This window comes from Streptomyces triticirhizae (genome assembly GCF_003696235.1).
In the GTDB taxonomy this organism is placed as follows: domain Bacteria; phylum Actinomycetota; class Actinomycetes; order Streptomycetales; family Streptomycetaceae; genus Streptomyces; species Streptomyces triticirhizae.
The window spans coordinates 1-24287 of the sequence record NZ_RFFJ01000088.1 but is presented as its reverse complement, the minus strand read 5'-3'; the positions used below and the strand labels follow the sequence as shown (position 1 = coordinate 24287).

The 24287-nt window shown below is 73.1% G+C and carries 16 protein-coding genes; 15 read left to right on the top strand and 1 reads right to left on the bottom strand.

The annotated features are described in order from the left end of the window. Positions 1-929: 929 nt before the first annotated feature. Positions 930-2432, bottom strand: a complete 1503-nt coding sequence (locus EBN88_RS16590; RefSeq protein WP_122184666.1) for a selenium-binding protein SBP56-related protein — start codon at positions 2430-2432, stop codon at positions 930-932. Positions 2433-2761: 329 nt separating this feature from the next. On the opposite strand from EBN88_RS16590, the gene EBN88_RS16585 reads away from it, so the two are divergent. From EBN88_RS16585 to EBN88_RS16515, 15 genes are all read left to right on the top strand, one after another. Beyond that, positions 2762-4051, top strand: a complete 1290-nt coding sequence (locus tag EBN88_RS16585; RefSeq protein WP_122184665.1) for a serine hydrolase domain-containing protein — start codon at positions 2762-2764, stop codon at positions 4049-4051. Positions 4052-4327: 276 nt separating this feature from the next. After that, complete coding sequence (locus EBN88_RS16580) at positions 4328-5590, top strand: ABC transporter substrate-binding protein (protein ID WP_233580730.1); 1263 nt, start codon at positions 4328-4330, stop codon at positions 5588-5590. Beyond that, positions 5587-6546, top strand: coding sequence for a carbohydrate ABC transporter permease (locus EBN88_RS16575; protein WP_122184663.1), 960 nt, complete (start codon positions 5587-5589; stop codon positions 6544-6546). The genes EBN88_RS16580 and EBN88_RS16575 overlap by 4 nt, the downstream gene beginning before the upstream one ends. A gap of 14 nt (positions 6547-6560) precedes the next feature. Then, on the top strand, positions 6561-7379 hold the full coding sequence (locus EBN88_RS16570) for a carbohydrate ABC transporter permease (RefSeq protein WP_122184662.1): 819 nt from the start codon (positions 6561-6563) through the stop codon (positions 7377-7379). Positions 7380-7476: 97 nt separating this feature from the next. Further along, positions 7477-10665: a glycoside hydrolase family 38 N-terminal domain-containing protein gene (locus tag EBN88_RS16565; RefSeq protein ID WP_122184661.1), complete on the top strand. Its 3189-nt coding sequence runs from the start codon at positions 7477-7479 to the stop codon at positions 10663-10665. 74 nt (positions 10666-10739) lie between these two features. Further along, positions 10740-12431 (top strand): class I mannose-6-phosphate isomerase, encoded by a 1692-nt coding sequence (locus EBN88_RS16560; RefSeq protein ID WP_122184660.1) that lies wholly within the window; start codon positions 10740-10742, stop codon positions 12429-12431. Positions 12432-12457: 26 nt separating this feature from the next. After that, entirely contained in the window at positions 12458-13327 is an 870-nt protein-coding gene (locus EBN88_RS16555; protein ID WP_122184667.1) for an ROK family protein, read from the top strand. Positions 13328-13358: 31 nt separating this feature from the next. Continuing rightward, positions 13359-14387, top strand: a complete 1029-nt coding sequence (locus EBN88_RS16550) for a LacI family DNA-binding transcriptional regulator (RefSeq protein ID WP_122184659.1) — start codon at positions 13359-13361, stop codon at positions 14385-14387. A gap of 262 nt (positions 14388-14649) precedes the next feature. Then, positions 14650-15528: an urea amidolyase associated protein UAAP1 gene (locus EBN88_RS16545; protein WP_199742388.1), complete on the top strand. Its 879-nt coding sequence runs from the start codon at positions 14650-14652 to the stop codon at positions 15526-15528. After that, positions 15525-16199: an urea amidolyase associated protein UAAP2 gene (locus EBN88_RS16540; RefSeq protein WP_122184657.1), complete on the top strand. Its 675-nt coding sequence runs from the start codon at positions 15525-15527 to the stop codon at positions 16197-16199. The genes EBN88_RS16545 and EBN88_RS16540 overlap by 4 nt, the downstream gene beginning before the upstream one ends. Continuing rightward, positions 16196-19867: an urea carboxylase gene (gene uca / locus EBN88_RS16535; protein ID WP_122184656.1), complete on the top strand. Its 3672-nt coding sequence runs from the start codon at positions 16196-16198 to the stop codon at positions 19865-19867. The genes EBN88_RS16540 and uca overlap by 4 nt, the downstream gene beginning before the upstream one ends. Next, positions 19864-20682 (top strand): hypothetical protein, encoded by an 819-nt coding sequence (locus EBN88_RS16530; protein ID WP_122184655.1) that lies wholly within the window; start codon positions 19864-19866, stop codon positions 20680-20682. The genes uca and EBN88_RS16530 overlap by 4 nt, the downstream gene beginning before the upstream one ends. 10 nt (positions 20683-20692) lie before the next feature. Beyond that, entirely contained in the window at positions 20693-21757 is a 1065-nt protein-coding gene (locus tag EBN88_RS16525; RefSeq protein ID WP_122184654.1) for an isopenicillin N synthase family dioxygenase, read from the top strand. Positions 21758-21874: 117 nt separating this feature from the next. Further along, a complete protein-coding gene (locus tag EBN88_RS16520) occupies positions 21875-23374 on the top strand; it encodes a sodium:solute symporter family transporter (protein WP_122184653.1) in 1500 nt (499 codons plus the stop codon). Between the two features lie 34 nt (positions 23375-23408). Further along, entirely contained in the window at positions 23409-24107 is a 699-nt protein-coding gene (locus EBN88_RS16515; protein ID WP_233580729.1) for a TetR/AcrR family transcriptional regulator, read from the top strand. Positions 24108-24287: the final 180 nt, after the last annotated feature.

Below are 24287 nucleotides of genomic sequence, written 5' to 3'. Positions count from 1 at the left end.
CCTTCGGGAGTCGACGGCGCGCGGACTACCAAGACGGCAGGCGTTGTTCGCGCGGCAGCGTGGTCGTTGATCGAACCCCCCACCCACCGAGCCACCCAACAGCGGACCGTCACCGGCCCCGTCAGTCGTCCGACGATCGGTCACGTCCGAGACGGGCGACATGCCGGGGCAGGCCGGCGAAGCCGGTGCGCGCTACGCACGCCCCCACCGGCCGGCCGTCCCCCGAACTCGGCGCGGGGACCGCGCCCGTGCGGCACGCACCGCCATCACCCACCCACCCTGGCGGCAACGAACTCCACCTCCCGGAAGCCGCGCCCCCCCTTCCCAGCCAGCCTCCTGCCAGCATTCGTTACGCCCGCACCCGGCTGGTCGTGCGCCATGTAAGCCGCGCGTCGTAGCCCGCGCCACAACCCCAACCCTCGTGGCGCGTCTCGTCGACCAACAAACGACCAGTCGGGCTGACCCGCACCGGCCACCGACCCGCGGACAAACCCCGCACCCACCCCGATATCGTGGCTAGCGGCAGGCAGTTGGGCCCACCGGGAAGGGTTTTTGTCCATGATGCCGGTTTCCGTGAAAGTAAGTAGAAACCGCCCATCCCGCCGATAAAAACCCAGGTCAGCTCCTCTACTCCCCGCGCGTGCGGGGAGGAGCAGAGCAGCCTGCCGGGCCTCCGAAAACCACGGGGAACATCCCCGCGCGTGCGGGGAGGAGAGTTCGTGACCTGCGGGTTTATCGGCGGTGGAGGCGGATTTTACTTACTTTACCTTTGAGGGTCATCGCAGCCCGTGTGGTCGCTGCTCCGCAACAACGCATCGACGTGCCTCCCCTCTCCCGAAGCAAAGCCTAGCGGGGCAGGCGGCGCCCGGCGGCGCTCCGCGCCCCCCGCCCCGACCAGCCGCGCGGCCCCCGGCCGCGCGGCTGCCCGCTCAGCGGTAGCAGTAGGAGTCCGAGGACGCGTCGCCGCCCGCGAGGTGGGTCTGGTGGACGCGCAGGCCGGAGAACGCCTCGTCGCGGGGGAAGAACCGCACGTCGGGGGTGAGGCCGCCGCGTTCGGGGTCCGCGTCCAGCTTGGCCAGCCAGGAGCCGACGCCGTCGGGGTAGAACTGGTCGTCCCAGGAGCCGTAGAGCGAGTTGGTCAGATAGACCCGCCGCCCGTCGCGGCTGACCTCCACCATCTGCGGCCCGCCGCTCAGCGGCACGTCCGGCGCCGCCGGGTGCGCGGCCCGCGCCGTGATCCCGCCCAGCCGCACGGTCGCGGTGTGCCGGGGCTGGAACGGGTCGGACACGTCGTACTGGCGCAGCTCGCCGGTGCCCCAGGCCGAGACGTAGAGCCACCGGTCGTCCACGCTCAGGTTGAGGTCGGTGACCAGCGGCGGAACGGCGCCGAACGGGCGGAGGGCGGGCGGGAGTTGGTCGACCTCGGCCGGCTGGGCCGGCAGGGTGATCACCTTCCGCACGGCGAACTCCTCGCCGTCCCGGTACCAGATCCACACCGAGGCGGAGAGGTCCTCCACGTTGACCACCACGCCCACGAAGCCCCAGGTCGCCTCCGGGTCGTGCGCCGGGCGCAGCTCCAGTGCCATCTGGTGCTGGTCGCCGAGGTCGATCCGCTGTCGGTGGCGGCCGGTGGCCAGGTCCCAGAAGTGCAGCGCGTGGCCATAGGAACGGCCCAGCAGCAGCTCGGGGTTGATGCCGTTCTCCACCATGCCGGGGGTGCCCCACTCGCTGGTGACCGCGATGCCACTGTTGAGGTGCCACCACACGTCGTAGGCGAGGTACTGCGGGCCGCGTTCGGTCTCCCAGGCGCGCAGCACCTCGAAGCTCTCGTGGTCCAACAGCGCGACGCCGCCCGGGCCTTCGTCGCCGTTGGCGCCGCCCAGGCAGGAGAGGAAGACACCGTCGGGGCCGCAGTGCAGGGTGTGGGGGCGGGAGTAGCCGGCGCGCTCGGCGAGTTCGGCCGGCTCGACGACCTTCACCAACCGGGGCTTCACCGGGTCGGGTTGGGTGTCGTAGACGTGCAGCCGGGAGGAACGCAGGCCCGGCAGCAGCAGATAGCGGCGCTCGGGGCTGTGGTGGCCGGCGTGGGCCAGGGCGCTGGAGCAGGCGTTCCAGCCGAAGTGGTGCAACTCGTCGCCCAGCGTGCTCAGTCGGGTCTCCCCCACCACCTGCCCGTAGGTCTCGGATGCGGGGTCGGTGTCCACGGTGAAGAGGGCGTCGGGCGTCTCCCCGGAACGGTCGAAGCCCACGACATAGGCCAACGGCTCGGGCGGCGCGGCGACGGCCTCGGCCGGGGAGCGGTAGAGGGTGGGGTCGGCGTGCCCGTGGTGCGCGTCGTGGGCGCCGTGCCCGTCGTGGTGGTCGTGCGCGTCATGGCCGTGGTGGCCGTCGTCCTGGTGGTCGTGCTCGGGGGCGTGCGGTTCCGTGCTCATCGGTGACTTCCTCCACTGCCGGCGGGGCGGCGAACGAACGGTCGGGGAACGGGAGTTGGTTCACCGGCCGGGACAGAGGGCACCGCAGACGCGCAGCAGGTCGACGTGCAGGCGTCGGTAGAGGCCGAGCCACGGGAGGGCCGTCACGCCAAGGAGGGTGACACAGCCGGCCGCCGCTGCCAAGAGCACGGCGGCGGGCGGGGACGAACGGGCCCGGCCGGGACGAATCCCGCGCCCGAACGACGCCGATCGCGGCGTGAGCTGGGCAGAATGGACGCGCTCCGCACGCGAAGCCACCGACACGAAACCGACACGAGAGAGGAGCAGGCGTGACGGCCTCCTCCCGACGACCGAAGCGCGCGGCCTGGACGGCGGGCGCCGCCTCGGCCGCGCTCTGCCTGGGCGCCCTGACCGTTCCCGCCATCGCCCAGGCCGAACCGGCCCCCGCCTCACCGGCGTTGGACGGCGCGCTGGCGGCGATACCCGCCGCCGGGGCGCCGGGCGCCTATGGCGCCGCACTGGACGACTCCGGCCAGTGGACCGGCGCCGCCGGCGTCGCCGACCTGACTGACGAGGCCCCGGCCGAGGCCGACTCCTACCACCGCATCGCCAGCGTCACCAAGACCTTCGTCTCGGTCGCCGTGCTCCAGCAGGTGGCCGAGGGCACCGTGGAGTTGGACGCCCCGGCGGCCGACCACCTGCCTGCCGGCACCCTGCCGGAGGCGCTGGCCGACACCGTCACGGTACGGATGCTGCTCAACCACACCAGCGGCATCGGGGACTACGTCTCCGTCGCCTTCCCCTCCCTGCGCCAGCTGTCGCCGGAGAGCCTGGAGGAGCACCGTTACCGGGAGCTGGCCCCGGAGGAGCTGGTGGAGATGGGGCTGTCGGCGCCGGCCACCGGCACGCCGGGCCAGCGTTACTCCTACTCCAACACCAACTATGTTCTCGCCGGGCTGCTGTTGCGCGAGGTGACCGGGGTGTCGGCGGAGGAGTACATCACGGAGCACGTGATCGAGGCGGCCGGGCTGACCGACACCTTCTTCCCTGACTCCCCCGAGCTGCCCACCCCGCACGCCCGGCTCTACGACCCGCTGCACGGCACCCAGGACCCGCCCGGTGACTACACCGAGTACGACATGTCCTGGGCCTCCACCGCAGGGGCCCTGGTCTCCACCATGACCGACCTCAACCTCTTCCAACAGGCGCTCTTCGGCGGGGATTTGCTTGCCGAGGAGCAGCTGGCTGAGATGTTCGAGACGGTTCCCATGGGCCATGACGCCAACGGCCAGCCGTATGGCGCCTACGGCCTGGGGCTGTACCCGATCACCCTCTCCTGCGACACCTTCTGGGGGCATGACGGGGTCGCCTGGGGGGCCAGCACGCTGGCGTTCTCCAGCGAGGACGGCAGTCAACAGGCCGCCGTGGGCTACAACCTGACGCACTACCAGACGATAGCGTCCGACGGATCGCTCAACCCGCACCCGGCCGACGCGGCCGTCGTCCGCTACCTGGACGCCGCGCTCTGCGGCCCGGACGGGCCGGCGCTCAGCCGGGAGATGCTGCGTGAGGCCCAACAGACCTTGGAGAACGCGCGGTTGAACCGGTCGCTGGGCTGACGCTCGGTCAACACCACAGAGACAGCGCGCCCTTGAGGGGCGGCGCCACCCAGGTTCAGGCCCGGGCGGCGCCGCCCCTCGGGCGTGTGCGGGCCGGCCGAAGGTCACCGTGAGTCATGAACAATCACGGGAAATCACCAGAAGTCATCTGATGCACCACTCTTGACACCCGCCCTTCGACGGCACCAAGCTGCTCGACGTGTGTTAACGATAACACTCTTGTTGCCGGGAGCCGCCATGCCAGGAAGCCGCCATCCCTCCCTCTCTCCCCCGCCCATGGCCCGACGTTCTCTGTTGATCGCCGCGACGGCCGGCGTGCTGGCCACCGCCTGTGGCTCGGCGATGAGCCAGCCGGCCGGAAAGGTCGCCCTGCACGGCGACAACGCCGACTGGCGCGAGCCGCTCGCCGAGGCCGGGCGCGCGATGCGCTCGGCCGCCGGGATCGAGCTGGTGCCGGAGGTGATCCCCTCGCTGGAGTCCTTCGAGCAGGTGGTGAAGTCCTCGCTGCGCACCCGGAAGACGCCCGACATGCTCAAGTACTGGTCCGGCTACCGCCTCCAGGACCTCGCGCGCACCGGGGGCATCGAGGAGCTGACCGACGCCTGGGAGGAGGCCGAGTCCGCCGGCTGGGTCGACCCCTCGCTGCGGACGGCGTTCACCTACCGGGACCGGGTCTACGGGCTGCCGATGAACCTGACCTACTGGGTCTTCTTCTACAACACCGAGGTCTTCGCCGAGCTGGGGCTCACGCCGCCCACCACCTGGGACGAGTTCCTGAACGCCTGCGCCACGTTCAAGGCCGCCGGAATCACCCCGCTGCACGCCACCACGGACGGCCGCTGGCCGGCGTTCATCTGGTTCATGGAGGTACTCAGCCGACAGGACCCGGACTTCTATCTGGGCCTGATGAACGGGCGCGAGGACTATACCGACCCGCGCGCCGAGCGGGCGTTGACCACCATCGCCGAGTTCGCCGAGAACGACTGGTTCACCGAGTTGGACACCAACCACACGGACGCCGCCGCCTCCGTGGTGCACGGCACCCTGGGCATGATGCCCGGCGGCACCTTCATGACCGCGAACCTCATGACCGCAGGCGGCGAACCGGGCGGCAACATCGACGCGTTCGTTCTGCCGATGGCCAACCCCGACGCGGCCCCCTGCATGATCTTCGAGTCCAGCGCGCTGGTCTGCACCGTCAAGGGCCCCGACCGCGCCGAGGCGTTGGAGGCGGCGGCGGCCTGGCTGCGCCCCGAGGTGGCGGGCGCCTTCAGTTCCACGCTCCAGGACGGCTCGCCCAACCCCCGGGTGGCGGCGGCCAATCCGATGGTGGAGGGCATCGTCCGCACCGCCAGGGAACGGGAGTTGACGATGCTCAACCGCTTCTGGGAGCTGGGGCCACCGGAGTTGGTCGAGGCCACCGTGGACGATCTGGCCGGCTTCCTGCTCAACCCCTCCTCGGCCCGCTCCACGCTCGCCACCATGCAGGAGCGCGCCGAGGACGCCTGGCAGGTCTGGCGGGAGGCGGAGCAGTCATGAGTCAGACCCTGCGCGCGCCGCGCGCCTCCGCCCCGGGGCGCCGCTCACGGGTGCCGCTGCGTTCCGCCAACTCTCCCTCGTCGCACGGCCGTTCGCTGGGCGGGCCGCTGACCGCCGTGCCCTGGCTGCTGCCGGCGCTGGCGCTGGTCGGGGTGCTGCTGGTCTATCCGTTCCTGCGCAGCGTCTACGGCAGCCTGTTCGAGGACAACGGCTTCGAGCGGAGCTTCGTCGGCCTGGACAACTACGCGCGGCTCGCCGACGACCCGATCTTCTCCCGCTCGCTGCTGAACACCCTGATGTGGGTGGTGGGCACGCTGCTGCTGCCGGTGCTGCTCGGCCTGCTGATCGCCGTGGCGACCTACCGGATGCGTCTGGGCGGGGTGGTGCAACTGCTGGTGGTGCTGCCCTACGCGATCTCGGGCGCGGCCACGGCGGTGCTGTGGAACTTCATGCTGACCAGCGACGGCGCGGTCAACCAGGTGCTGCGGGCGGTCGGTCTCGACTCCCTCGCCCATCCCTGGCTGTTGGAGTGGCCGCACAACACCATCGCGATGATCGTGGCCAGCACGTGGCAGGGCACCGGGCTCAACGTGGTGCTCTTCGCCATCGGGCTGCGGGCCATCCCCCGCGAGACCCTGGAGGCCGCGGCGCTGGACGGCGCCTCGGGCTGGCGGCTGTTCCGGCACATCACGTTCCCCCAACTGCGGGCGGTGACCGTGGTGGTGGTCGGGATGGCGATCGTCAACAGCCTCAAGGCGTTCGACATGATCTGGATTCTCACCAAGGGCGGGCCCTCGCGCTCCTCGGAGACGCTGGCGCTGACCATGTACCGGGAGACGTTCCGCCTCTTCCACGTCGGCTACGGCTCGGCGATCGCGCTGGTGTTGACGGTGATCGTGATCGCCTCCGCCTGGCTCTATCTGCGCCGGCAGATGCCGACCTCGGCTCGGGACTGAAGGGCGGACCGACGATGAACAGGATTCCCTCCCCGCGCACCGTGCTGATGCTGGCCTGCGGCCTGCTGTGGCTGGTGCCGCTGTATCTGCTGGTGGTCAACGCGATGATCCCGGCCGCCGCATATCCGGGCGAGCCCAGCTGGCTGCCGCGCGACCTGGCGCTCTGGGAGAACCTCCGCACCGCCTGGCAGGACGCCGCGATCGGCGACAGCTTCCTCAACTCGCTGTTCTACGCGGTGGTCTGCGGCGCGGCCGGGGTGGTGGTGGCCGCGATGGCGGCGTTCGCCGTGGTGGTGCTGCCGGTGCCCAAGCCCACGCTGTGGTTCTGGGTGATCTACTCCGGCACGATCTTCCCGCTCCAGATGTTCCTCGCGCCGCTGTTCGGCCTCTACGCCGACGCCAACCTCTATGACTCCCGCCTGGGACTCATGCTGATCTACGCGGCCTGGGCGGTGCCGTTCGCGTTCTTCCTCGTCCGCAACCAGATGGCCACGCTGCCGCCCGAGGTGACCGAGGCGGCGATGCTGGACGGCGCGACGTTCCGGCGGCTGTTCTGGCAGATCCATGTGCCGCTGCTGCTCCCGGGGTTGGGCGCGGCGTTCATCTTCCAGTTCTCCGCCGTCTGGAACGACCTGCTCTTCGGGATCACGCTCAGCCGCAGCCCGGAGGTCCAGCCGGTGATGGCGGCGCTCACCTCGCTCAACAGCGCCTACGCGTCCTCGGGGCCGCCGGTGATCCTCGCCGGGGCGCTGATCGTCTCGGTGCCGACGCTGCTGGTCTTCCTGGCCTTCCGCGGGCTGTTCCTGCGCGGCATCACCGCCAGCGCGCGTTAGGAGCGACTCCGTTGTCATCTCCGTCCGTTGATCGCCGCACCGTGCCGTTCCCACCGTCCGATCCAACCGATCCGCACCGTTCCCTGGAGGGAAACCCATGACCACCCGTGCCCTGGTCCGCGCCACCGCGTGGGACAACGACCGGATACGCGAGAGCCTGCGGGCGATGGTGGTGTCGGCCGAGGGCGTCCTCGGCGGCGTCCCCGTGCGGCTGACCCAGGAGCCCCTACTGAAGCGGGGGAACGACGGCGGGCTGCGCCAGTCGCTGCGCGTGGCGCCCGTCGCCGGCGCCGTCGACCTGGGCCCGCTGGCGGTGCGGACCGCGAGCGGCACCGCGCTGCCCGTCGAACGGGAGCCGGGCCCGGGCGGCTCGGTGCGGCTGCTGGTGCCGGCCGTGGACTCCGCCGAGCGGCTCACCGTGAGCCGGGCCGACGCGGGCGAGGGGGCGGAGGGGGTCGAGGTCACCCTGACCCCGCAGCGGCGGTGGACCATCCATCTGATCCACCACTCGCACCTGGACATCGGCTACACCGACCCGCAGGGCCGGGTGTTGGCGGAGCACCTGTCGTTCCTCGACTCCTGCCTGGAGCTGACGGGACAGACCGATGACTGGCCTGAGGAATCGCGGTTCCGCTGGTGCGTGGAGTCGCTGTGGTCGTTCCGGCAGTGGGCCGAGGCGCGGCCGGCCGAGCAGGTGGACGAGTTCGTCCGCCGGGTGCGGCAGGGCCGGATCGAGCTGACGGCCATGCCGTTCAACCTGCACAGCGAGACCTGTTCCACCGACGAGCTGCACGAGCTGCTGCGGCTGTCCCGTCAGGTGTCGAAGCGGTACGGGGTCGGGTTCACCTCCGCGATGCAGACCGACGTGCCGGGCCATGTGGTCGGCATGATCGATGCCCTCTCATCGGCGGGGGTGCGCTATCTGTCGGTGGCGCACAACTGGGCCGGCCGCTCGGTGCCCCACCTGGTCGGCGGCGAGCACCTGCCGCGCCTCTTCCGCTGGCGCGCGCCGAGCGGGCGCGAGCTGCTGGTGTGGATGACCGACACCCCGCACGGGCTGGCCTACATGGAGGGCCCGCTGCTCGGCTTCGACACCGACTACCGCAGCGTGGACGACCTGCTGCCGGCGTATCTGACCTCGCTCGCCAGCAACCCCTACCCCTACCCCGGCGGCGTCTTCGGCTGGGCCATGGACCGCGAGACGATCAGCCGCGAGCCCTACCCGTGGGACGTGCTCCACCTGCGCGTCCAGGGGAAGTTCGGGGACAACGCGCCGCCGCGCCGGATCATCGCCGAGACGGTGCGGCGTTGGAACGAGACCTGGGAGTACCCGAAGCTGCGGCTGTCGAGGAACGAGGACTTCTTCGCCGACGCCGAGTCCCGGCTCGACGGGCAGATCCAGACCTTCGAGGGCGACTGGACCGACTGGTGGGTGGACGGCGTCGGCTCCGGCGCCATGCCGCTGTCGCTGGCGCGGACCGCGCAGGGCGAGGTGGCCGACGCCCAGACGCTGGCCACCTTCGCCGGGCTGCTGGGCGCGGCCGAGGCCGCCGACGACACCGAGGGCGCGGCGCCCGTCTACGAGGCGGTCTCGCTCTTCGACGAGCACACCTGGGGCGCTGGCGACCCGTGGACCCACGGCCACGACCACGGGCACTCCGGCGAGGACCAGTGGCACTGGAAGTACGGGCAGGCCAGGCGCGGCCACGACGAGGGCCGGGCGCTGCTGAACCGGGCGGGCGCCAGACTCGGGCAGCGGCTGGCGCCGCCCACCGGGGTGGCCGCCGCGTTCCACGTGGTCAACACGTGTTCGTTCGCCAGGACGGAGGTCGTCGAGCTGTTCCTGGCGGAGTCGACGGTGCCGCTGGAGCGGCCCGTCGAGGTGCGGGACGCCCGCACCGGGCGGCGGCTGGCGCACCAGGAGCGGCCGCAGGTCAACGACACCCACCGGGACGCCGGGCGCTTCCTGCTGGCGCGGGTCGACGAGCTGCCGCCGGCCGGCTCGGTGCGGCTGGACGTGGTGGCGCTCGCCGAGACGGCCGAGGGCGGCGATGAGGCCGGGACGCTCAAGTCGGCGACCGGCTGGAACCCGACCGGCGGCACCGACCGCGAGGACCCGGCGACCACCGCCGCCAGGGCGCTGGCCAGGCCGGACGCGACGGTGCTGGAGAACGAGGCGCTGCGGGTGACCGTGGACCTGGCGCGAGCCTGCGTGGCGTCGATCGTGGACAAGGGCACCGGGCGTGAACTGGTCGACCAGGACGCGGTGGTGGGCTTCAACGGCTATCTCCACGACAGCTACACCACGGCGGGTGCGTTCAACCACAACTCCAGTCGCACCACGGCGTCGGACCGTCTCGAACATCTGGGCTCGCGCGCGGTGGCGCCGCCCGCCGCGCTGATCGACCGTCAGACGATGGCGGTCGCCGAGGTGTTGGTCTACGAGACGCGCCCGGCCGGGGCCCGCGCGGTGCGCACCACGCTGACCCTGCCGCACGGGGTGGCCCGGCTGGACATCGTCAACACCGTGGACAAGGACGCCACGTTGGGCAAGGAGTCCGCGTACTTCGCGTTCCCCTTCGCCCTCGTTGAGCCCCGGGTGCGGATGGAGGCGTCCGGCGGGCTGACCGGCAACGGGCTGCCGGTGGTGCCGGGTTCGGCGCGGCACATGCGGGCGGTGCGGCGCTGGGTGACGCTGGCCGACGAGGAGTTGACCGTCGCCTGGTCCACGCAGGACGCGCCGCTGGTGCAGTTCGGCAACATCGCGCTGCCCTACGCGCCGTTCCCGAAGACGCTGGAGGAGGACGAGCCGGCGACGGTGTTCTCCTGGATTCACAACAACCTCTGGGACACCAACTTCCCCAGCGCGCAGGCGTTCGACCTGCCGTTCCGCTACAGCGTGGCGTGCGCCCCGACGGCTTCGGCCGCCGACCTGGGGCCGCGCACGGCCGCCGCCACCAGCCGGCCGCCGCACCCGGTGCGGGCGCGCGCCGACGCCTCGGACGAGGCGGCCGTCGCCACCCTCGGCTTCGTCCAACTCGACGAGCCGCGCGTGCGGTTGGTGGGCGCGGTCACCGAGCCGGACGGCGCGGTGCTGCTGCGGCTCCAGTCGTTCGCCGAGAGCCCGCTCACCTGCCCGCTGCGGCCGCTGTTCCCGGTCGCCGAGGCATATCTCGCCAGCTACCTCGGCGAGGCGACCGAGGAGCTGACACCCGAAGCGGACGGTCACCTGGCCGTTCCCGTGCCGACGTTGGGCACCGTCGGCGTGCTGCTGCGACCCGCCTGACCCGAACCACACCGCACCACCACGCGTGGGGCCGGCCGGCCCGGCCGGCCCCCAGGAGCTTCCTAGGAGAGACTGTGTACCGCCTCGATCCGCGCTACTCCCCGGCCCCGACGGCCCACCTGGTCACCGGCTGGCGCGCGGTGAGCGACCGGCTGCCCGACCGGGCGGCGGTGGTCGCCCTGGACGGCCCGCCCACCGTCGACTGGTCGGCGCTGGCCGACCGCCTCGCCGCCGAACTCCGCTCCGCCGGGCGGACGGTGACCCTCCTGGACGTGCGCGCGCACTACGCGCCGCCGGGGGTGGTGCGGGAGCGCACCGTTCCGCGGGAGGCCGACGACCCGTACTTCCCGCGCCTGGCCGAGGCCACGGTCCGCGACCTCTTCGACGAGGTGCCGGCCGGGGCAACGGGCGGGGGCGACGGGCCGGTGCTGGTGTTCGGGCCCGGCGCGGCCGAGGTCGCGCACGACGTGCTGTGGTACGTGGACCTCCCGAAGCGGTACGCGGAGGCGGCCGTCGGCGCGGGCGACGGCGCGCACCTGGGGCTGCCGGCGGGCGAACCGGCCGATCTCCGGCGGCTGTTCTACGTCGACTGGCCGATGCTGGACCGGCACCGGGACGCGCTGGTGGACCGGATCGACGGCTGGCTGGACGTCCAGTCGCCGGACGCGCCCAGCTGGCTGGACGGCGAGGGGCTGCGCGCCACCCTCGCGACGCTGGCCCGCCGCCCGGTGCGCACCAGGCCGTACTTCAACTCGACGCCGTGGGGCGGACACTGGGCCCAGCGCGAGCTGGGCTTCCGGCCCGAGGCGCGCAACACCGCGCTGGGGTACGAGCTGATCGCGCCCGAGTCGGGGGTGCTGGTCGGCTCCGGACCAGGGAACGAGGTCGAGCTGCCGTTCCAACTGCTGTGCGTGCGGCACCCGTTGGAGATGCTGGGCGCGGAGGCGCACGAGCGGTTCGGCACCTCGTTCCCCATCCGCTTCGACTACCTGGACACCCTGGACGGCGGCGACCTGTCGGTGCACTGCCACCCGCGCGACGGCTACATGCGGGAGCGGTTCGGCTGGCACTACACCCAGCACGAGACCTACTACCTGACGCACGGCTCGGGTGAGGGACGGGTCTTCCTGGGCGTGCGGGAGGACTTCGACGTCGAACGGTTCCGCAAGGAGGTCGAGCGGGCGGCCGAGGACGGGGTCCCGATGCGGCCCGAGGACCATGTGCTGACGTTCCCCGCCGATGAGGGGCAGCTGTTCATGATCCCGGCGGGCACCCCGCACGCCAGCGGCGCCGGCAATGTGGTGCTGGAGATCAGCGCCACGCCCTACCTCTACAGCCTGCGGTTCTACGACTGGCTCCGGCCCGACGCCAACGGCCGCCCGCGCCCGCTCCCCTATGAACACGGCCTGGCCAACCTGGAGTTCGAGCGGCGCGGCGCGCGGGTCGGCGCCGAGCTGGTGCCCGGGCCGCGCACGCTCCGCGAGGGCCCCGGTTGGCGCGAGGAGCTGCTGGGCGCGCTGGACGAGATGTTCTACGAGGTGCGGCGGCTGGCCCTGGAGGACGGCGCGGTCGCCGAGGACGACACGGCGGGCCGCTTCCATGTGCTCAACGTGGTGGACGGGGAAGGGGTGACCGTCATCACCGAGGCCGGGGAGACGCATTCGCTGGCGCGCGCCGAGACGTTGACCGTGCCGGCGGCCGTGGGCGCCTACCGGCTGCGGCCGGCGGCGGGCGGGGCGCGGGTGGTGAAGGCGCTGGTCCGGTGAGCCCCCGCGCGGTGGACGACCGCCCGCTGGTTCCGGTGCTCGACATCGGCGGCACCCATGTGACGGCGGCCCTGGTCGAGCCGGCGGCCGCCCGGGTCGCCGACCGGCGCCGTGCCCCGCTCGACGGGCGGGGCACGGGCGGGGAGATCCTGGCGGCGGTCGCCGGCTGCGCGGCGGCGCTCGCCCGTCGGACGCCGGTGCCGCCCGGCGCGCCATGGGGCGTGGCGATTCCAGGGCCGTTCGACTACGCCCGTGGCGTGGGCGAGTTCACGGGCGTGGGCAAGTTCGACAGCCTGCGCGGGGTGGACGTGGGCCGCGCGCTGACCGCCGCGCTCCCCGGACCGCCGGGCCGGGTGACGTTCGTCAATGATGCGCACTCCTTCCTCATCGGCGAGTGGCACGCGGGCGCGGCCAGGCGCCACCGGCGGTGCGTCGGGATCACCCTGGGCACCGGCGTGGGCTCGGCGTTCCTCGCCGACGGCACGCCCGTCACCTCGGGCCCGACGGTGCCGCCCGAGGGCCGGGCCGACCTGCTGACCATCGACGGCCGGCCGTTGGAGGAGACCGTCTCCCGCCGCGCGCTGCTGGCCCGTTACGGCGAACCGACCCTGGACGTGCGGGCCATCGCCGAGCGGGCCAGGGCCGGTGAGGAACGCGCCGGCCGGCTGCTGGCGGACGCGTTCGGCGCGCTGGGACGGGCGTTGGCGCCCTGGCTGACCGCGTTCGGGGCCACGGGCCTGGTGGTGGGCGGCTCGATGGTGGGGTCCTGGGACCTGCTGGGGCCGGCGCTGCGCGCGGGTCTGGGTCCGGTCGCCCCGGTGGTTACCATCACCACCAGCGAGCGTGACGCGGACGCGCCCCTGCTGGGGGCGGCCCTGGTCGCGGGCGGGGACTGACCCGGCCGCGCGAGAAAGGACGGCGGGACCCATGCCGGATGCGGCCAACTCCCCTGGCGCACGGCCCACGTTGCGGGACGTCGCCCAGCGGGCCGGGGTGAGCGCGATGACCGTCACCCGGGTCCTGCGGGAGGACAGCCGCGTCTCGGCGGCCACCAGGGAACGGGTCCTGGCCTCGGTCGCGGAGCTGGGCTACCGGCCCAACACCGTCGCTCGCAGCCTGCGGCTCGGGCGCGGCAGCGGTCTCGTCGGCCTGGTGGTGACCAACCTGGCGAACCCGTTCTACTCACGGCTCGCGCTCGGCGTGGACAGCGTCGTCGGCCCGCACGGGCTGAAGACGGTGATAGGGAACACCCGGCAGAGCGTGGAGCACGAACGGGACCTGGTCGCCGACCTGGTGGGCCGCCGGGTCGACGGCATCGTGGTGGTGCCGGCCGGCGGGGACCAGCGGCATCTGGCGCAGGCGGCGGCGCAGGGCGTTCCCGTGGTCTGCGCCAGCCGCCCGCCGGTGGGCTTTCCGGCCGACCATGTGCTGGTGGACGACCACGGCGGCGCCAGGGACGCGACCGAGCGGCTGCTGGCCCTCGGCCACCGCAGGATCGGCTTCCTCGGGCCGCCGGCGTCGGTGCACACCAGCGTGGAACGGCTGCGCGGCTACCGGGAGACGCTGGCCGCCGCCGGCGTCGCGGCGGACGAACGGTATGTCCGGCAGGGGCCGGTTGACGTGGCGGCGGCGGAGGCGGCCGCCGGCGAACTGCTGGCGCTCGCCGAGCCGCCGACAGCGCTGTTCTGCTCCAACAACCGCAACACGATCGGCGCGTTCCGCGCGGTGAGCCGGGCCGGGCTGACGACCGCGCTCGCCGGGTTCGACGACTTCGAACTGGCCGACATGCTGGGGCTGCCGCTGTCAGTGCAGTCCTACGACAGCGACGAACTCGGCAGCGAGGCCGGGCGGTTGCTCCTCGACCGGCTGCGCGGCGGGGCGCGCGACACCCCGCCGCGCCGGGTCGTCCTCCCGACCCGCGCGATCCAGTACGGCACCCCGCGCTCGCTGCGCTGAACGCCGCGCGCGGGGCGCTGAACGCCGCCGGACGCGCGCGGCTCACCGCGCACGCCGAGGCGTGAGCGCGGGCGCGCGGCCGTCGCGCCCGCAGGGTCCCGGGCCGTCCCGTCCCCGTCCCGGAACACCGCTTCCGGTCACTCGATAGAAACATCACGCCCCGCCCCGCAACACGCTGTTCTCACAGCGGAGGCACTGGCCGAAACCGTTCGCCGGAACCCTTTCGGATCAGTCGATAGAAACCTCCATCGCGGGAGTGGATGTGACATCCGAGCCAGGCGGAGCCGCTGCCGGCACCGCCACCACCGCCGGGGCCAGGGCCCATGCCCGGGCCCAGCACGGGCGCGGCGCGCCGTTCACCCGGTACGTTCCACCGCACGAGGCGCCCCAGGTGCCGGGCGTGGAAGGGCCGTTGCCCTCCGAGTTCACCTGGGCCGAGACGGTGGCGCCCGGCGGCTACACCACCGCCGTGCTGGCGCGCGGCACCCGGCTGCGGCTGACCGACCCGGCCGGTGACGCCTGCGCGCATCTGCTGCTCTACCGGGCGGACGCCCCGTGGGAGCGGCTGAATGTCGCCGACACCGTCAAGGTGCCCTGGCAGGCGTACCCGAGCACCGGGCATCCGCTGCTCAGCGGCTTCGGGCGGGTTCTGGCCACCGTGGTGGCCGACACGGCCGAGGGCCACCACGACGCGTTGACCGGGACCAGCACGGCGGCCGGCAACGACGCCCGCTACGGCGCCTCCGCGCCGGAGTCCGACTCGCCCGCCGGGCGGGAGCTGTTCACCCTGGGCGCGCTCAAGCACGGGCTGACGGTCCGTGATATCCCGCCGTCCGTCTCGTTCTTCCAGGGGGTACGGGTCAACGCGGCGGGCAGGTTCGACTTCCTCGGCTCGGCCGGCCCTGGCCGTTCCGTCGAGCTGCTGACCCATCTGGACACGGTGGTGCTGCTGGCCAACACGGCTCATCCCCTCGATCCCAGGCCGGAGTTCAGCTGTTCGCCGCTTGAGGTGCGCGCCTGGCGCGCCGAGGAGCAGCTCGCGGCGCTGACCGCCGGGGAGTTGGTCGGCCCGCTGGGGCCGGAGCACCGCCAGGCCGTCGCCAACACCGAGGCCGATCTGCTCGCCAGGGGGACACGATGAACACGACGGGTCAACTCCTCGACGAGACACCGGCGTTGGTGCCGGGGCTGGTCATCGGCGACGAGACGGTGGCGGCCAGGGCGCCGTGGTCGGCGGTGGTCGCCGCCGGCGACGTGCTGACCATCGTGGACCTGGCCGGCAACCAGGCCGTGGACTGCCTGCTGTACGCGGCCGACGACACCTCCGTGCGCTACTCGGCGCCGGAGACGATCCGCGCGCAGGGCGGCATCCTGCTGACCACCGGCTCGGTGCTGCGGGCCGACACCGGCCAGCCGCTGATGACGGTGGTGGCCGACGAGGTCGGGGCGCACGACACGCTGGGCGGCGCCTGCTCCAAGGAGTCCAACACCCTGCGCTACGGCCAGCACACCCGCCACCAGCACGGATGCGTGGAGAACTTCCTGCGCGAGGGCGCCCGGCACGGGCTGACGGCGCGCGATCTGGCCTCGAACATCAACTGGTTCATGAACGTGCCCGTCGACCCCGACGGCGCGCTGGGCATCGTGGACGGCCTCTCCGCGCCGGGCAAGCGGGTCGCGCTGCGCGCCGAGGTCGACACGCTGGTGCTGGTCTCCAACTGCCCGCAGATCAACAACCCCTGCAACGCGTTCGACCCGACCCCGGTGCGGATGGTCATCACCCGCCCGTCCCAACAGGCGGTGTCCGCATGAGCTTTGACACGGTGTTGGTTGCCAACCGGGGCGAGATCGCCTGCCGGATCATCCGTTCCGCTCGCGCGTTGGGGCTGCGCACCGTCGCGGTGTTCTCGGACGCCGACCGGGGCGCCGCGCACGTTCATCTCGCCGACGAGGCCGTGCGGTTGGGCCCGGCGCCGGCCCAGGAGAGCTATCTGCGCGCGGACGCGGTGCTGGAGGCGGCGACGGCCACCGGGGCCGGGGCGATCCATCCCGGGTACGGGTTCCTCTCCGAGGACGCGGCGTTCGCCTCAGCCGTGGCGGCGGCCGGGATGGTCTTCGTCGGCCCAACTCCCGCACAGCTCACGGTCTTCGGCACCAAGCACACCGCGAGGGAGGCGGCCGTCGCCGCAGGCGTGCCGGTCTTCCCTGGCAGCGGGCTGCTGGCCGACGCGGCGTCGGCGGTCGCGGCGGCCAAGGGGATCGGCTACCCGGTGATCCTCAAGGCCACCGGGGGCGGCGGCGGGATCGGGATGCGGGTCTGCCGGGACGCGGCCGAGGTGCGCGAGCAGTACGCGGCCGTCAGCCGGCTGGCCGAGACCAGCTTCAGCGCCGCCGGGGTCTTCGCCGAGCGCTATGTGGAGCGGGCCCGCCATGTGGAGGTGCAGATCTTCGGCGACGGAACCGGTCGGGTGGTCTCGCTGGGCGACCGGGACTGTTCCCTCCAGCGGCGCCACCAGAAGGTACTGGAGGAGGCACCGGCGCCCGGCCTGCCCGACGAGCTGCGGGAGCGGCTGCACGCCTCGGCCCGGGCGCTGGCCGCCTCGGTGGCCTACCGGGGCGCGGGGACGGTCGAGTTCGTCTATGACCCGCGCCGCCAGGAGGCATCCTTTCTGGAGGTCAACGCGCGCCTCCAGGTGGAGCACCCGGTCACCGAGGAGGTCACCGGCGTCGACCTGGTGGCCTGGATGCTGCGTCTGGCGCGCGGCGAACACGACGTGCTGGGCCCGTTTCTGGCCCCCGGGCAGCCGCTGGGTGCGGTGCCGGTGCGCGGCCACGCGGTGGAGGCGCGCCTCTACGCGGAGGACCCCGCGCGTGACTTCCAGCCCAGCGCCGGCCTGTTGACCTCGGTGGTCCTGCCCTCGGGGCCCGGCGTCCGGGTGGATGGCTGGGTCGAGTCGGGCACCGAGGTGTCCACGGCCTACGACCCGCTGCTGGCCAAGGTGATCGCCTCGGGGCCCGACCGGGACGCGGCCCTTGACCGGCTGGGCGAGGCCCTCGCGGAGACCGCCGTGCACGGCATCGAGGTCAACCTGGGGCTGCTCGCGGCGCTCACCCGCCATCCCGTGGTGCGTTCGGCGGACCATGACACCGCGACGCTGGCCGGCGTCGACGACCCCACGCCCCGGATCACGGTGACCCGCCCGGGGCTGCTGACCACCGTCCAGGACGCGCCGGGCCGGATCGGACTCTGGCAGGTGGGGGTGCCGCCGAGCGGCCCGATGGACGACCTGTCCTTCCGGCTGGGCAACGCGGCGCTGGGCAACGCGGAGGGCGCGCCGGGCCTGGAGTGCACGGCGAGCGGCCCCGCGCTCAGCTTCAGCCATGCCACCACGGTCTGTGTCACGGGCACACCGTGCCCGGTGACGGTGAACGGGGCGGAGGTCCCGCTCTGGGAGCCGTTCACCGTGCCCGCAGGTGGAGTGCTCGACATCGGTGCCGCCGCCGGGCCTGGTCTGCGTACCTATCTGCTGTTCGCCGGCGGCCTGGACGTTCCGGAGTACCTCGGCAGTGCCTCGACGTTCACCCTGGGCGGCTTCGGCGGGCACGCCGGTCGGGCGCTGCGCGGCGGTGACGTGCTGCGGACCGCGCCGGGCGCTTCGGCGCCCGTCGGGCCGGTGCCGGCCGACCGCAGGCCGGCGTTGACCGCCGAGTGGCAGCTCGCGGTGACCGAGGGGCCGCACGGCGCGCCGGAGTTCTTCACCCGCGAGGACATCGCGACGCTCTACCGCAGTGCCTACACCGTGCACTTCAACTCGGCCCGCACGGGCGTCCGCCTGGAGGGCCCACAACCCGCCTGGGCCCGCCCGGACGGCGGCGAGGCGGGGCTGCACCCGTCCAACATCCACGACACGGCCTATGCGGTGGGCGCCCTGGACTTCACCGGGGACACCCCGATCCTGCTGGGGCCCGACGGGCCGAGCCTGGGCGGCTTCGTCTGCCCGGTGACGGTGGTCAGCGCCGACCGCTGGAAGCTGGGGCAGCTGCGGCCCAGCGACACCGTGCGGTTCGTTCCCGTGCGGGCCGCCGCCGCGCCGGACCGGGCCGACCTCTCCCCCGCCCGAGGCGCGGCCCGCCCCACGGTGCGCTCCACCGGCGGCGACGGCGACAGCGGGGTGCTGCTGCGCCGGCCCGGGCGCGACGGTGCCCCTGCGGTCACCTACCGGCGGGGCGGCGACGACCATCTCCTCGTCGAGTACGGCGAGATGGTGCTCGACCTGGCGCTGCGCGCCCGCGTGCACGCCCTGCACACCCGGCTTGAGGCTCTGAAGGAGCGCGGGGAAGTTCCCGGGATCGTGGACCTCACCCCCGGCATCCGCTCGCTCCAGATCCACACCGATCCCCAACTCCTGCCACATGGAACGCTGTTGGACCTGCTCACCGGGATCGAGGAGGAGCTGCCCGCCACCTCCGAGCTGGTGGTGCCCAGCCGCCGGGTGCGGCTCCCGCTCAGCTGGGACGACCCGGCGACCCGGGAGGCCATCGAGCGCTATATGACGGGCGTGCGGGACGACGCCCCCTGGTGTCCGTGGAACATCGAGTTCATCCGCCGGGTCAACGGCCTGGAGCGGGTGGAGGACGTGCTGGACATCGTCTTTGCCGCCGAGTACCTCGTACTGGGCCTGGGGGACGTGTATCTGGGCGCGCCGGTGGCCACCCCGCTGGACCCGCGCCACCGGCTGGTCACCACCAAGTACAACCCGGCCCGCACCTGGACGGCCGAGAACTCCGTGGGCATCGGCGGCGCCTACCTCTGCGTCTACGGAATGGAGGGGCCCGGCGGCTACCAGTTCGTCGGCCGCACCACCCAGGTGTGGAGCCGCTACCGGCGCACCCCGCCGTTCGCGCCCGGCACGCCGTGGCTGCTGCGGTTCTTCGACCGGATCTCCTGGTACCCGGTGAGCGCGGACGAACTCCTGGAGCTGCGGGCCGACATGGCGGCCGGCCGGGCCCGACTCGACATCGAGGAGGGCACGTTCTCGCTCGCCGAGCACCAGCGGTTCCTCGCCGAGAACGCCGGGTCCATCGCCGCGTTCCGGGAGCGCCAGTCCACGGCGTTCGGCCGGGAACGGGCCCGCTGGGAGGCGGCCGGCGAGTTCGACCGGGCCAGGCGGGCCGAGTCGGCCGCCGTTCCCCCGCCGGCCGAGGAGCTGGTGGTGCCCGAGGGCGGGCAGCGGGTGGACGCGCCGTTCGTCTCCAACGTCTGGCGGGTGGACGTCGCCCGGGGTCAACGGGTCACGGCGGGACAGCCGTTGCTGGCGCTGGAGGCGATGAAGATGGAGACCCTGGTGACCGCGCCCGCCGACGGGGTGGTCAGCGAGGTCGTGGTGGGCGCCGGCTCCCAGGTCGCGGCCGGCGACGCCCTGGTCGTCCTCGCCCCCGCCGAGGAACACGCCGAGGAACTCGCCGGGACCAGCGCATGACCGCCCGTCTACTCCACACGGCGCAGGGGTCGGTGGGCATGGAGCGGCTGCGCCGCCGGCTCTGGCGGCGCGGCTGGATCGCCTGGCCCGACGCCCCGCAGGACCGCACCACCGAGGTCCACTGGCTGCAACTCGACGTCGGCTACTGCGATCTGCGCCAGCCGCCGCCCCAACAGCGCGTGCGGGCCCCGGCCTTGGACTCGGTGAACCACGAGGAGGCGCTGGCCCTCGCCCGGCAGGAGGCGTTCGCCGGCGAACTGCTCGACCACGGCGCGTGGGTGGAGTGGACCAGGCCGCTGAGCCTCCAACCGCCGGGCGCAACCCCGGACATGGGCCGGCTCCGGCTGGCCCCCGACGGCGCCCTGATCGAGACCGGGGTGCACCAGCCGTACACGGAACGGTGGTTGAGCCTCCCCCAGCCGACCGACCGCCCCTGCGAACGGCTGGCGCTGTCCGGCGCCGACGGCAGGCCGGGACTGCTGCTGAGGCTGGGCGACCGCTTCGGCTACCTCCGCGACCGGACCCCGGGCGTGCTCGACCCGGCGGCCCCGCTGACCGAGCAACTGCACCACGCGCGGGGCGACATGGGAGGGGTTCGCGCGCTCGTGGACTTCGAGCTGTCGCTGGGTCAGGTCGTCAACACGCCCGAGCTGGGCGAGGTCTGGCGGATCACCCGCTCCACCCTGCCCTGGCGCGTCGGCCACGATCTCGCCCCCGCGCCCGGTCCCGCCCCGCGCCGGCTGACCGTCGCCGACCACGCGCCGGACGGCTCCCCGACCCGCCGCGACTGGCACACCGCCCGCAACCAACCGTGAGGAACGCCCTATGCTGCCCGAGGACTTCGAGGACGTCGAGGACTTCACCGAGATCCCGGTGATCGACATCGCCCCCCTGCTCGCCGACGACCACCCCGAGCGCGCCGCCACCGTGGCGCGGCTCGGCGACGCGGCCCGCCGCGTCGGCTTCGCCCAGCTCATCGGCCACGGCATCGAACCGGCCGTCTTCGAACGGCTGTTGGACGCCACCCGCCGCTTCTTCGCGCTGCCGCTCGCGGAGAAGATGCGCTGCTACATCGGCGACTCCACCAACCACCGGGGCTATGTGCCCATCGGCGAGGAGGTGTTCGCCGGCGGGACACCCGACCACAAGGAGGCGTTCGACCTCTCCTTCGAGCTGCCCGCCGACGACCCGCGCCATCGGGCGGGCAACCCGCTGCTGGGACCCAACCGTTGGCCGGACCTCGCGAACTTCCGCGAGCCGGTCACCGCCTACTACGAGGCGGTCTTCGGGCTGGCCCGGCTGGTGCTGCGCGCCTTCGCGCAGACGCTCGGCGAGGCCCCCGACCGCTTCGACCGGCATGTCACCGCGCCGCCCGCCCAACTGCGCCTGATCCACTACCCGTTCGACGCCTCGGCACAGGACCGTCCCGGCATCGGCGCGCACACCGACTACGAGTGCTTCACCCTGCTGCGGCCCACCACGGGCGGCCTTGAGGTGATGAACCGGGCCGGCGACTGGCTGCCCGTCCCGTTCGTCGAGGACGCCCTCGTCCTCAACATCGGTGACCTGCTGGAACTCTGGACCAACGGCGAGTTCACCGCCACCACACACCGGGTGCGCCGGGTCCCGGCCGAGCGCTACTCGTTCCCGCTCTTCTTCACCGTGGACTACGACACGCCGGTCGCCCCGCTGCCCGCCTTCGTCACCCCGGAACGGCCCGCTCAGCCCCCGCTGCTCTCCGGCGAGCACCTCTTCGCCCAGACCGCACAGAGCTTCCGCTATCTGCGCGAACGCCTGGAGACCGGCTCGCTGACGCTGCCCGAGGGCTCCCGCCCGCTGGCCTCCTTCGGCCAGGAAGCGCGCACCCGGTCCGCCGCCGGCACCGGCTGAGACCCCGCCCCGCTCCGCCAACCCACCCGCACCGCACGGCCCTCACCGCGCACCCGACACCGACGCCGGGCCGCTCCGTTCCAACCCTCTCCCCAACTCCCCGACAGGAGTGTCCACATGATCATTGTCGGCGTCGGTGTCTGCATGGCGCTCATCGCGGCGATCGGACTGCTCTCCGCCCGCCGGGTGCGCGGCGACTCCACCAACTACCTTGTGGCGGGCCGGAGTCTGCCCGCCGCGATGGTGGCGACCCTGCTCGTCTCCCAGGCCGTCGACTCCAACGCGACGCTCGGCAACGCCGATCTCGCGGCCGGCTTCGGCTTCTGGGCCGGCGCGGCGCTGCCGTTGGGCCTGGCCCTGTGTCTGCTGCTGCTCGGCCTCTTCTTCGCCCGCCGCATCCGCGCCAGCGGCGCGGTCACCCTGCCCGAGTTCTTCCAGCGGCGCTTCGGCCACGGCACCCGGCTGGCGGCCTCCGCGCTGACCGTCGGCAGCTTCGCGATCCTGCTGGCCGGCAACCTGGTCGCCATCGGCTTCCTCTTCGAGCACTTCAGCGGCCTGAGCTACGCCACCGGCATCTGGCTCACCATCCCCCTCGCCGTGCTCTACACCCTCTTCGGCGGCATGTTCGCCGGACTGTCCACGGGGCTCGCCCAGTTCGCCCTCAACACCGTGGGCATCGCGGCGCTGACGATCTGGATGGCGACCAGCCACGGATTCAGCGTCCCCGAGGGCCTCGGCCCCGGCGACCTGGAGCAGCTGACCTCGACCGAGCACGGCGCGGCCATCAACTGGGCCACGCTGATCGCGCTCGGCCTGGGCAACCTGGTGGCCATCGACCTGACACAGCGCATCTTCTCCGCGCGCGGCCCCCGCGACGCCCGCACCGCCGCGCTCAGTGCCTCGGCCGGCATCGTGGTGTTCTGCCTGCCGCTCTCCTTCGTCGCGCTGGCCGCCGTCTCCGTGGTGGGCGACCGGGCGGCCGACGGACCCATCCTCTATGTCCTGCTCGGCGACCACGCGCCCACCTGGCTCGCGGTGTTGGTGATCTCCGGCCTGCTGGCCGCCAGCCTCACCACCATCGGCGGCATCCTGCTGGCCACCTCATCGGTGGTGGTGCGCGACGTGCTGCGGGTCGACGACGGCGCCGAGGTGATGACCCCGAGGGTGCTGCGCGCCACCCGGCTGGTGATGCCGCCCATCGCGCTGGCCGCCACCGTGGTCGCGCTCCGGGTGCCGCAGACGGGCATCCTGCTGACCCTGACCTTCGACCTGCTGCTCGCCAGCCTGATCGCGCCGTTCATTCTCGGAACGTTCTGGCGGCGCGGCGGGGCCAGGGCCGCCGGGGCGGCCATCGTGGTGGGCATCGCGGTGCGGTTGGTGTGCTTCGTGTTCACCCCGACCATCTACGGCACCGAGAACACGCTGCTCCATGTCTCCAACGACTGGCTGAGCGCCTCCATCGACGGCTGGTCGACCTTCCTCGCGGCGGGCGCCTCGCTGCTCGCCTACCTGACGGTCGCCGCGTTCGAGCCGGCGCCCGCGCCCAGGGCCGAGGCCCAGCCAACGGAGGAGGCCGCGCCGGCGGCCGCCGATGCCGGTCTGGCGCCGGCCCGCTGAACGGCCGGCGGGTCGCCCCTGGCATCCTGGTGGAGTGAGCGGCACCAGTGTCCCGGGGCGACCCCGGCTCGCGACCAGACGGCGGCCCGGCCTGACGCCCAGGGAGGAAGTCCTCGACGCGGCGGGCGAGTTGTTCACCACCCGGGGCTACGCGGCGACCTCGACGCGGCGGATCGCGGAGGCCGTCGGGATGCGCCAACCCTCCCTCTACCACCACTTCCGCACCAAGGACGACATCCTGGAGGCCCTGCTCAGCGGCACGGTCACCGCACCGCTGGCCATCGCCGACGCGCTGGACCCGCTGCCGCTGACCGCGCCGGTGCGGCTCTACGCGCTCTGCCTGGCCGACGCGGGCCAGCTGTGGACCAGCCCCTGGAACCTCGGCATCCTCTATCTGCTGCCCGAGGTGCGCACCGAACGCTTCGCACGCTTCCACCGGCAGCGGGACGCCCTCCGGCTGCGGTACCGCGCGCTCTCCCAGGCGGTGCTCGACGCGCTGCCCCCGCAGGGCCCGGGCCACTACCGGCCCGACCCGGCCGACGACACCGTCTTCCGGCTGACCGAGACGCTGCCCAACCTCCGCGCCGACGGGCAGGGCTTCCCGGACCAGCCGCGCCGCATCGCCGATCTCGCCCTGCACACCCTGGGCTGGCCGGGCGACCCGGGCGTGCACCACGACGAGGCCCAACGGGCCCTGGACGGCGTGCGGTTGGCGGCCGAGCAGGCGAGCTGAGTATCCGTCAGCCGGGTGGCGCCGCCGGGGTGGCTCGTGTGCCCCGCGTGCTGACGGAGCGTCACGCGACCGATGATGAGGGGCAACGTCGAGGGCCGCCGCGCCCTTGAACGGCGGCCCGCGCGCCGCCCCGGCCCGCGCGCCGCCTTGTGGCGAGGGGCGGCGCGGGTGGCCGGGGGC

What these genes read in the sequence shown, in the direction of transcription:
- EBN88_RS16590 (WP_122184666.1), bottom strand. Translation starts at nt 2,432, where the DNA reads ATGAGCACGGAACCGCACGCCCCCGAGCACGACCACCAGGACGACGGC.
- EBN88_RS16580 (WP_233580730.1), top strand. Translation starts at nt 4,328, where the DNA reads ATGGCCCGACGTTCTCTGTTGATCGCCGCGACGGCCGGCGTGCTGGCC.
- EBN88_RS16575 (WP_122184663.1), top strand. Translation starts at nt 5,587, where the DNA reads ATGAGTCAGACCCTGCGCGCGCCGCGCGCCTCCGCCCCGGGGCGCCGC.
- EBN88_RS16570 (WP_122184662.1), top strand. Translation starts at nt 6,561, where the DNA reads ATGAACAGGATTCCCTCCCCGCGCACCGTGCTGATGCTGGCCTGCGGC.
- EBN88_RS16565 (WP_122184661.1), top strand. Translation starts at nt 7,477, where the DNA reads ATGACCACCCGTGCCCTGGTCCGCGCCACCGCGTGGGACAACGACCGG.
- EBN88_RS16550 (WP_122184659.1), top strand. Translation starts at nt 13,359, where the DNA reads ATGCCGGATGCGGCCAACTCCCCTGGCGCACGGCCCACGTTGCGGGAC.
- EBN88_RS16540 (WP_122184657.1), top strand. Translation starts at nt 15,525, where the DNA reads ATGAACACGACGGGTCAACTCCTCGACGAGACACCGGCGTTGGTGCCG.
- uca (WP_122184656.1), top strand. Translation starts at nt 16,196, where the DNA reads ATGAGCTTTGACACGGTGTTGGTTGCCAACCGGGGCGAGATCGCCTGC.
- EBN88_RS16530 (WP_122184655.1), top strand. Translation starts at nt 19,864, where the DNA reads ATGACCGCCCGTCTACTCCACACGGCGCAGGGGTCGGTGGGCATGGAG.
- EBN88_RS16525 (WP_122184654.1), top strand. Translation starts at nt 20,693, where the DNA reads ATGCTGCCCGAGGACTTCGAGGACGTCGAGGACTTCACCGAGATCCCG.
- EBN88_RS16520 (WP_122184653.1), top strand. Translation starts at nt 21,875, where the DNA reads ATGATCATTGTCGGCGTCGGTGTCTGCATGGCGCTCATCGCGGCGATC.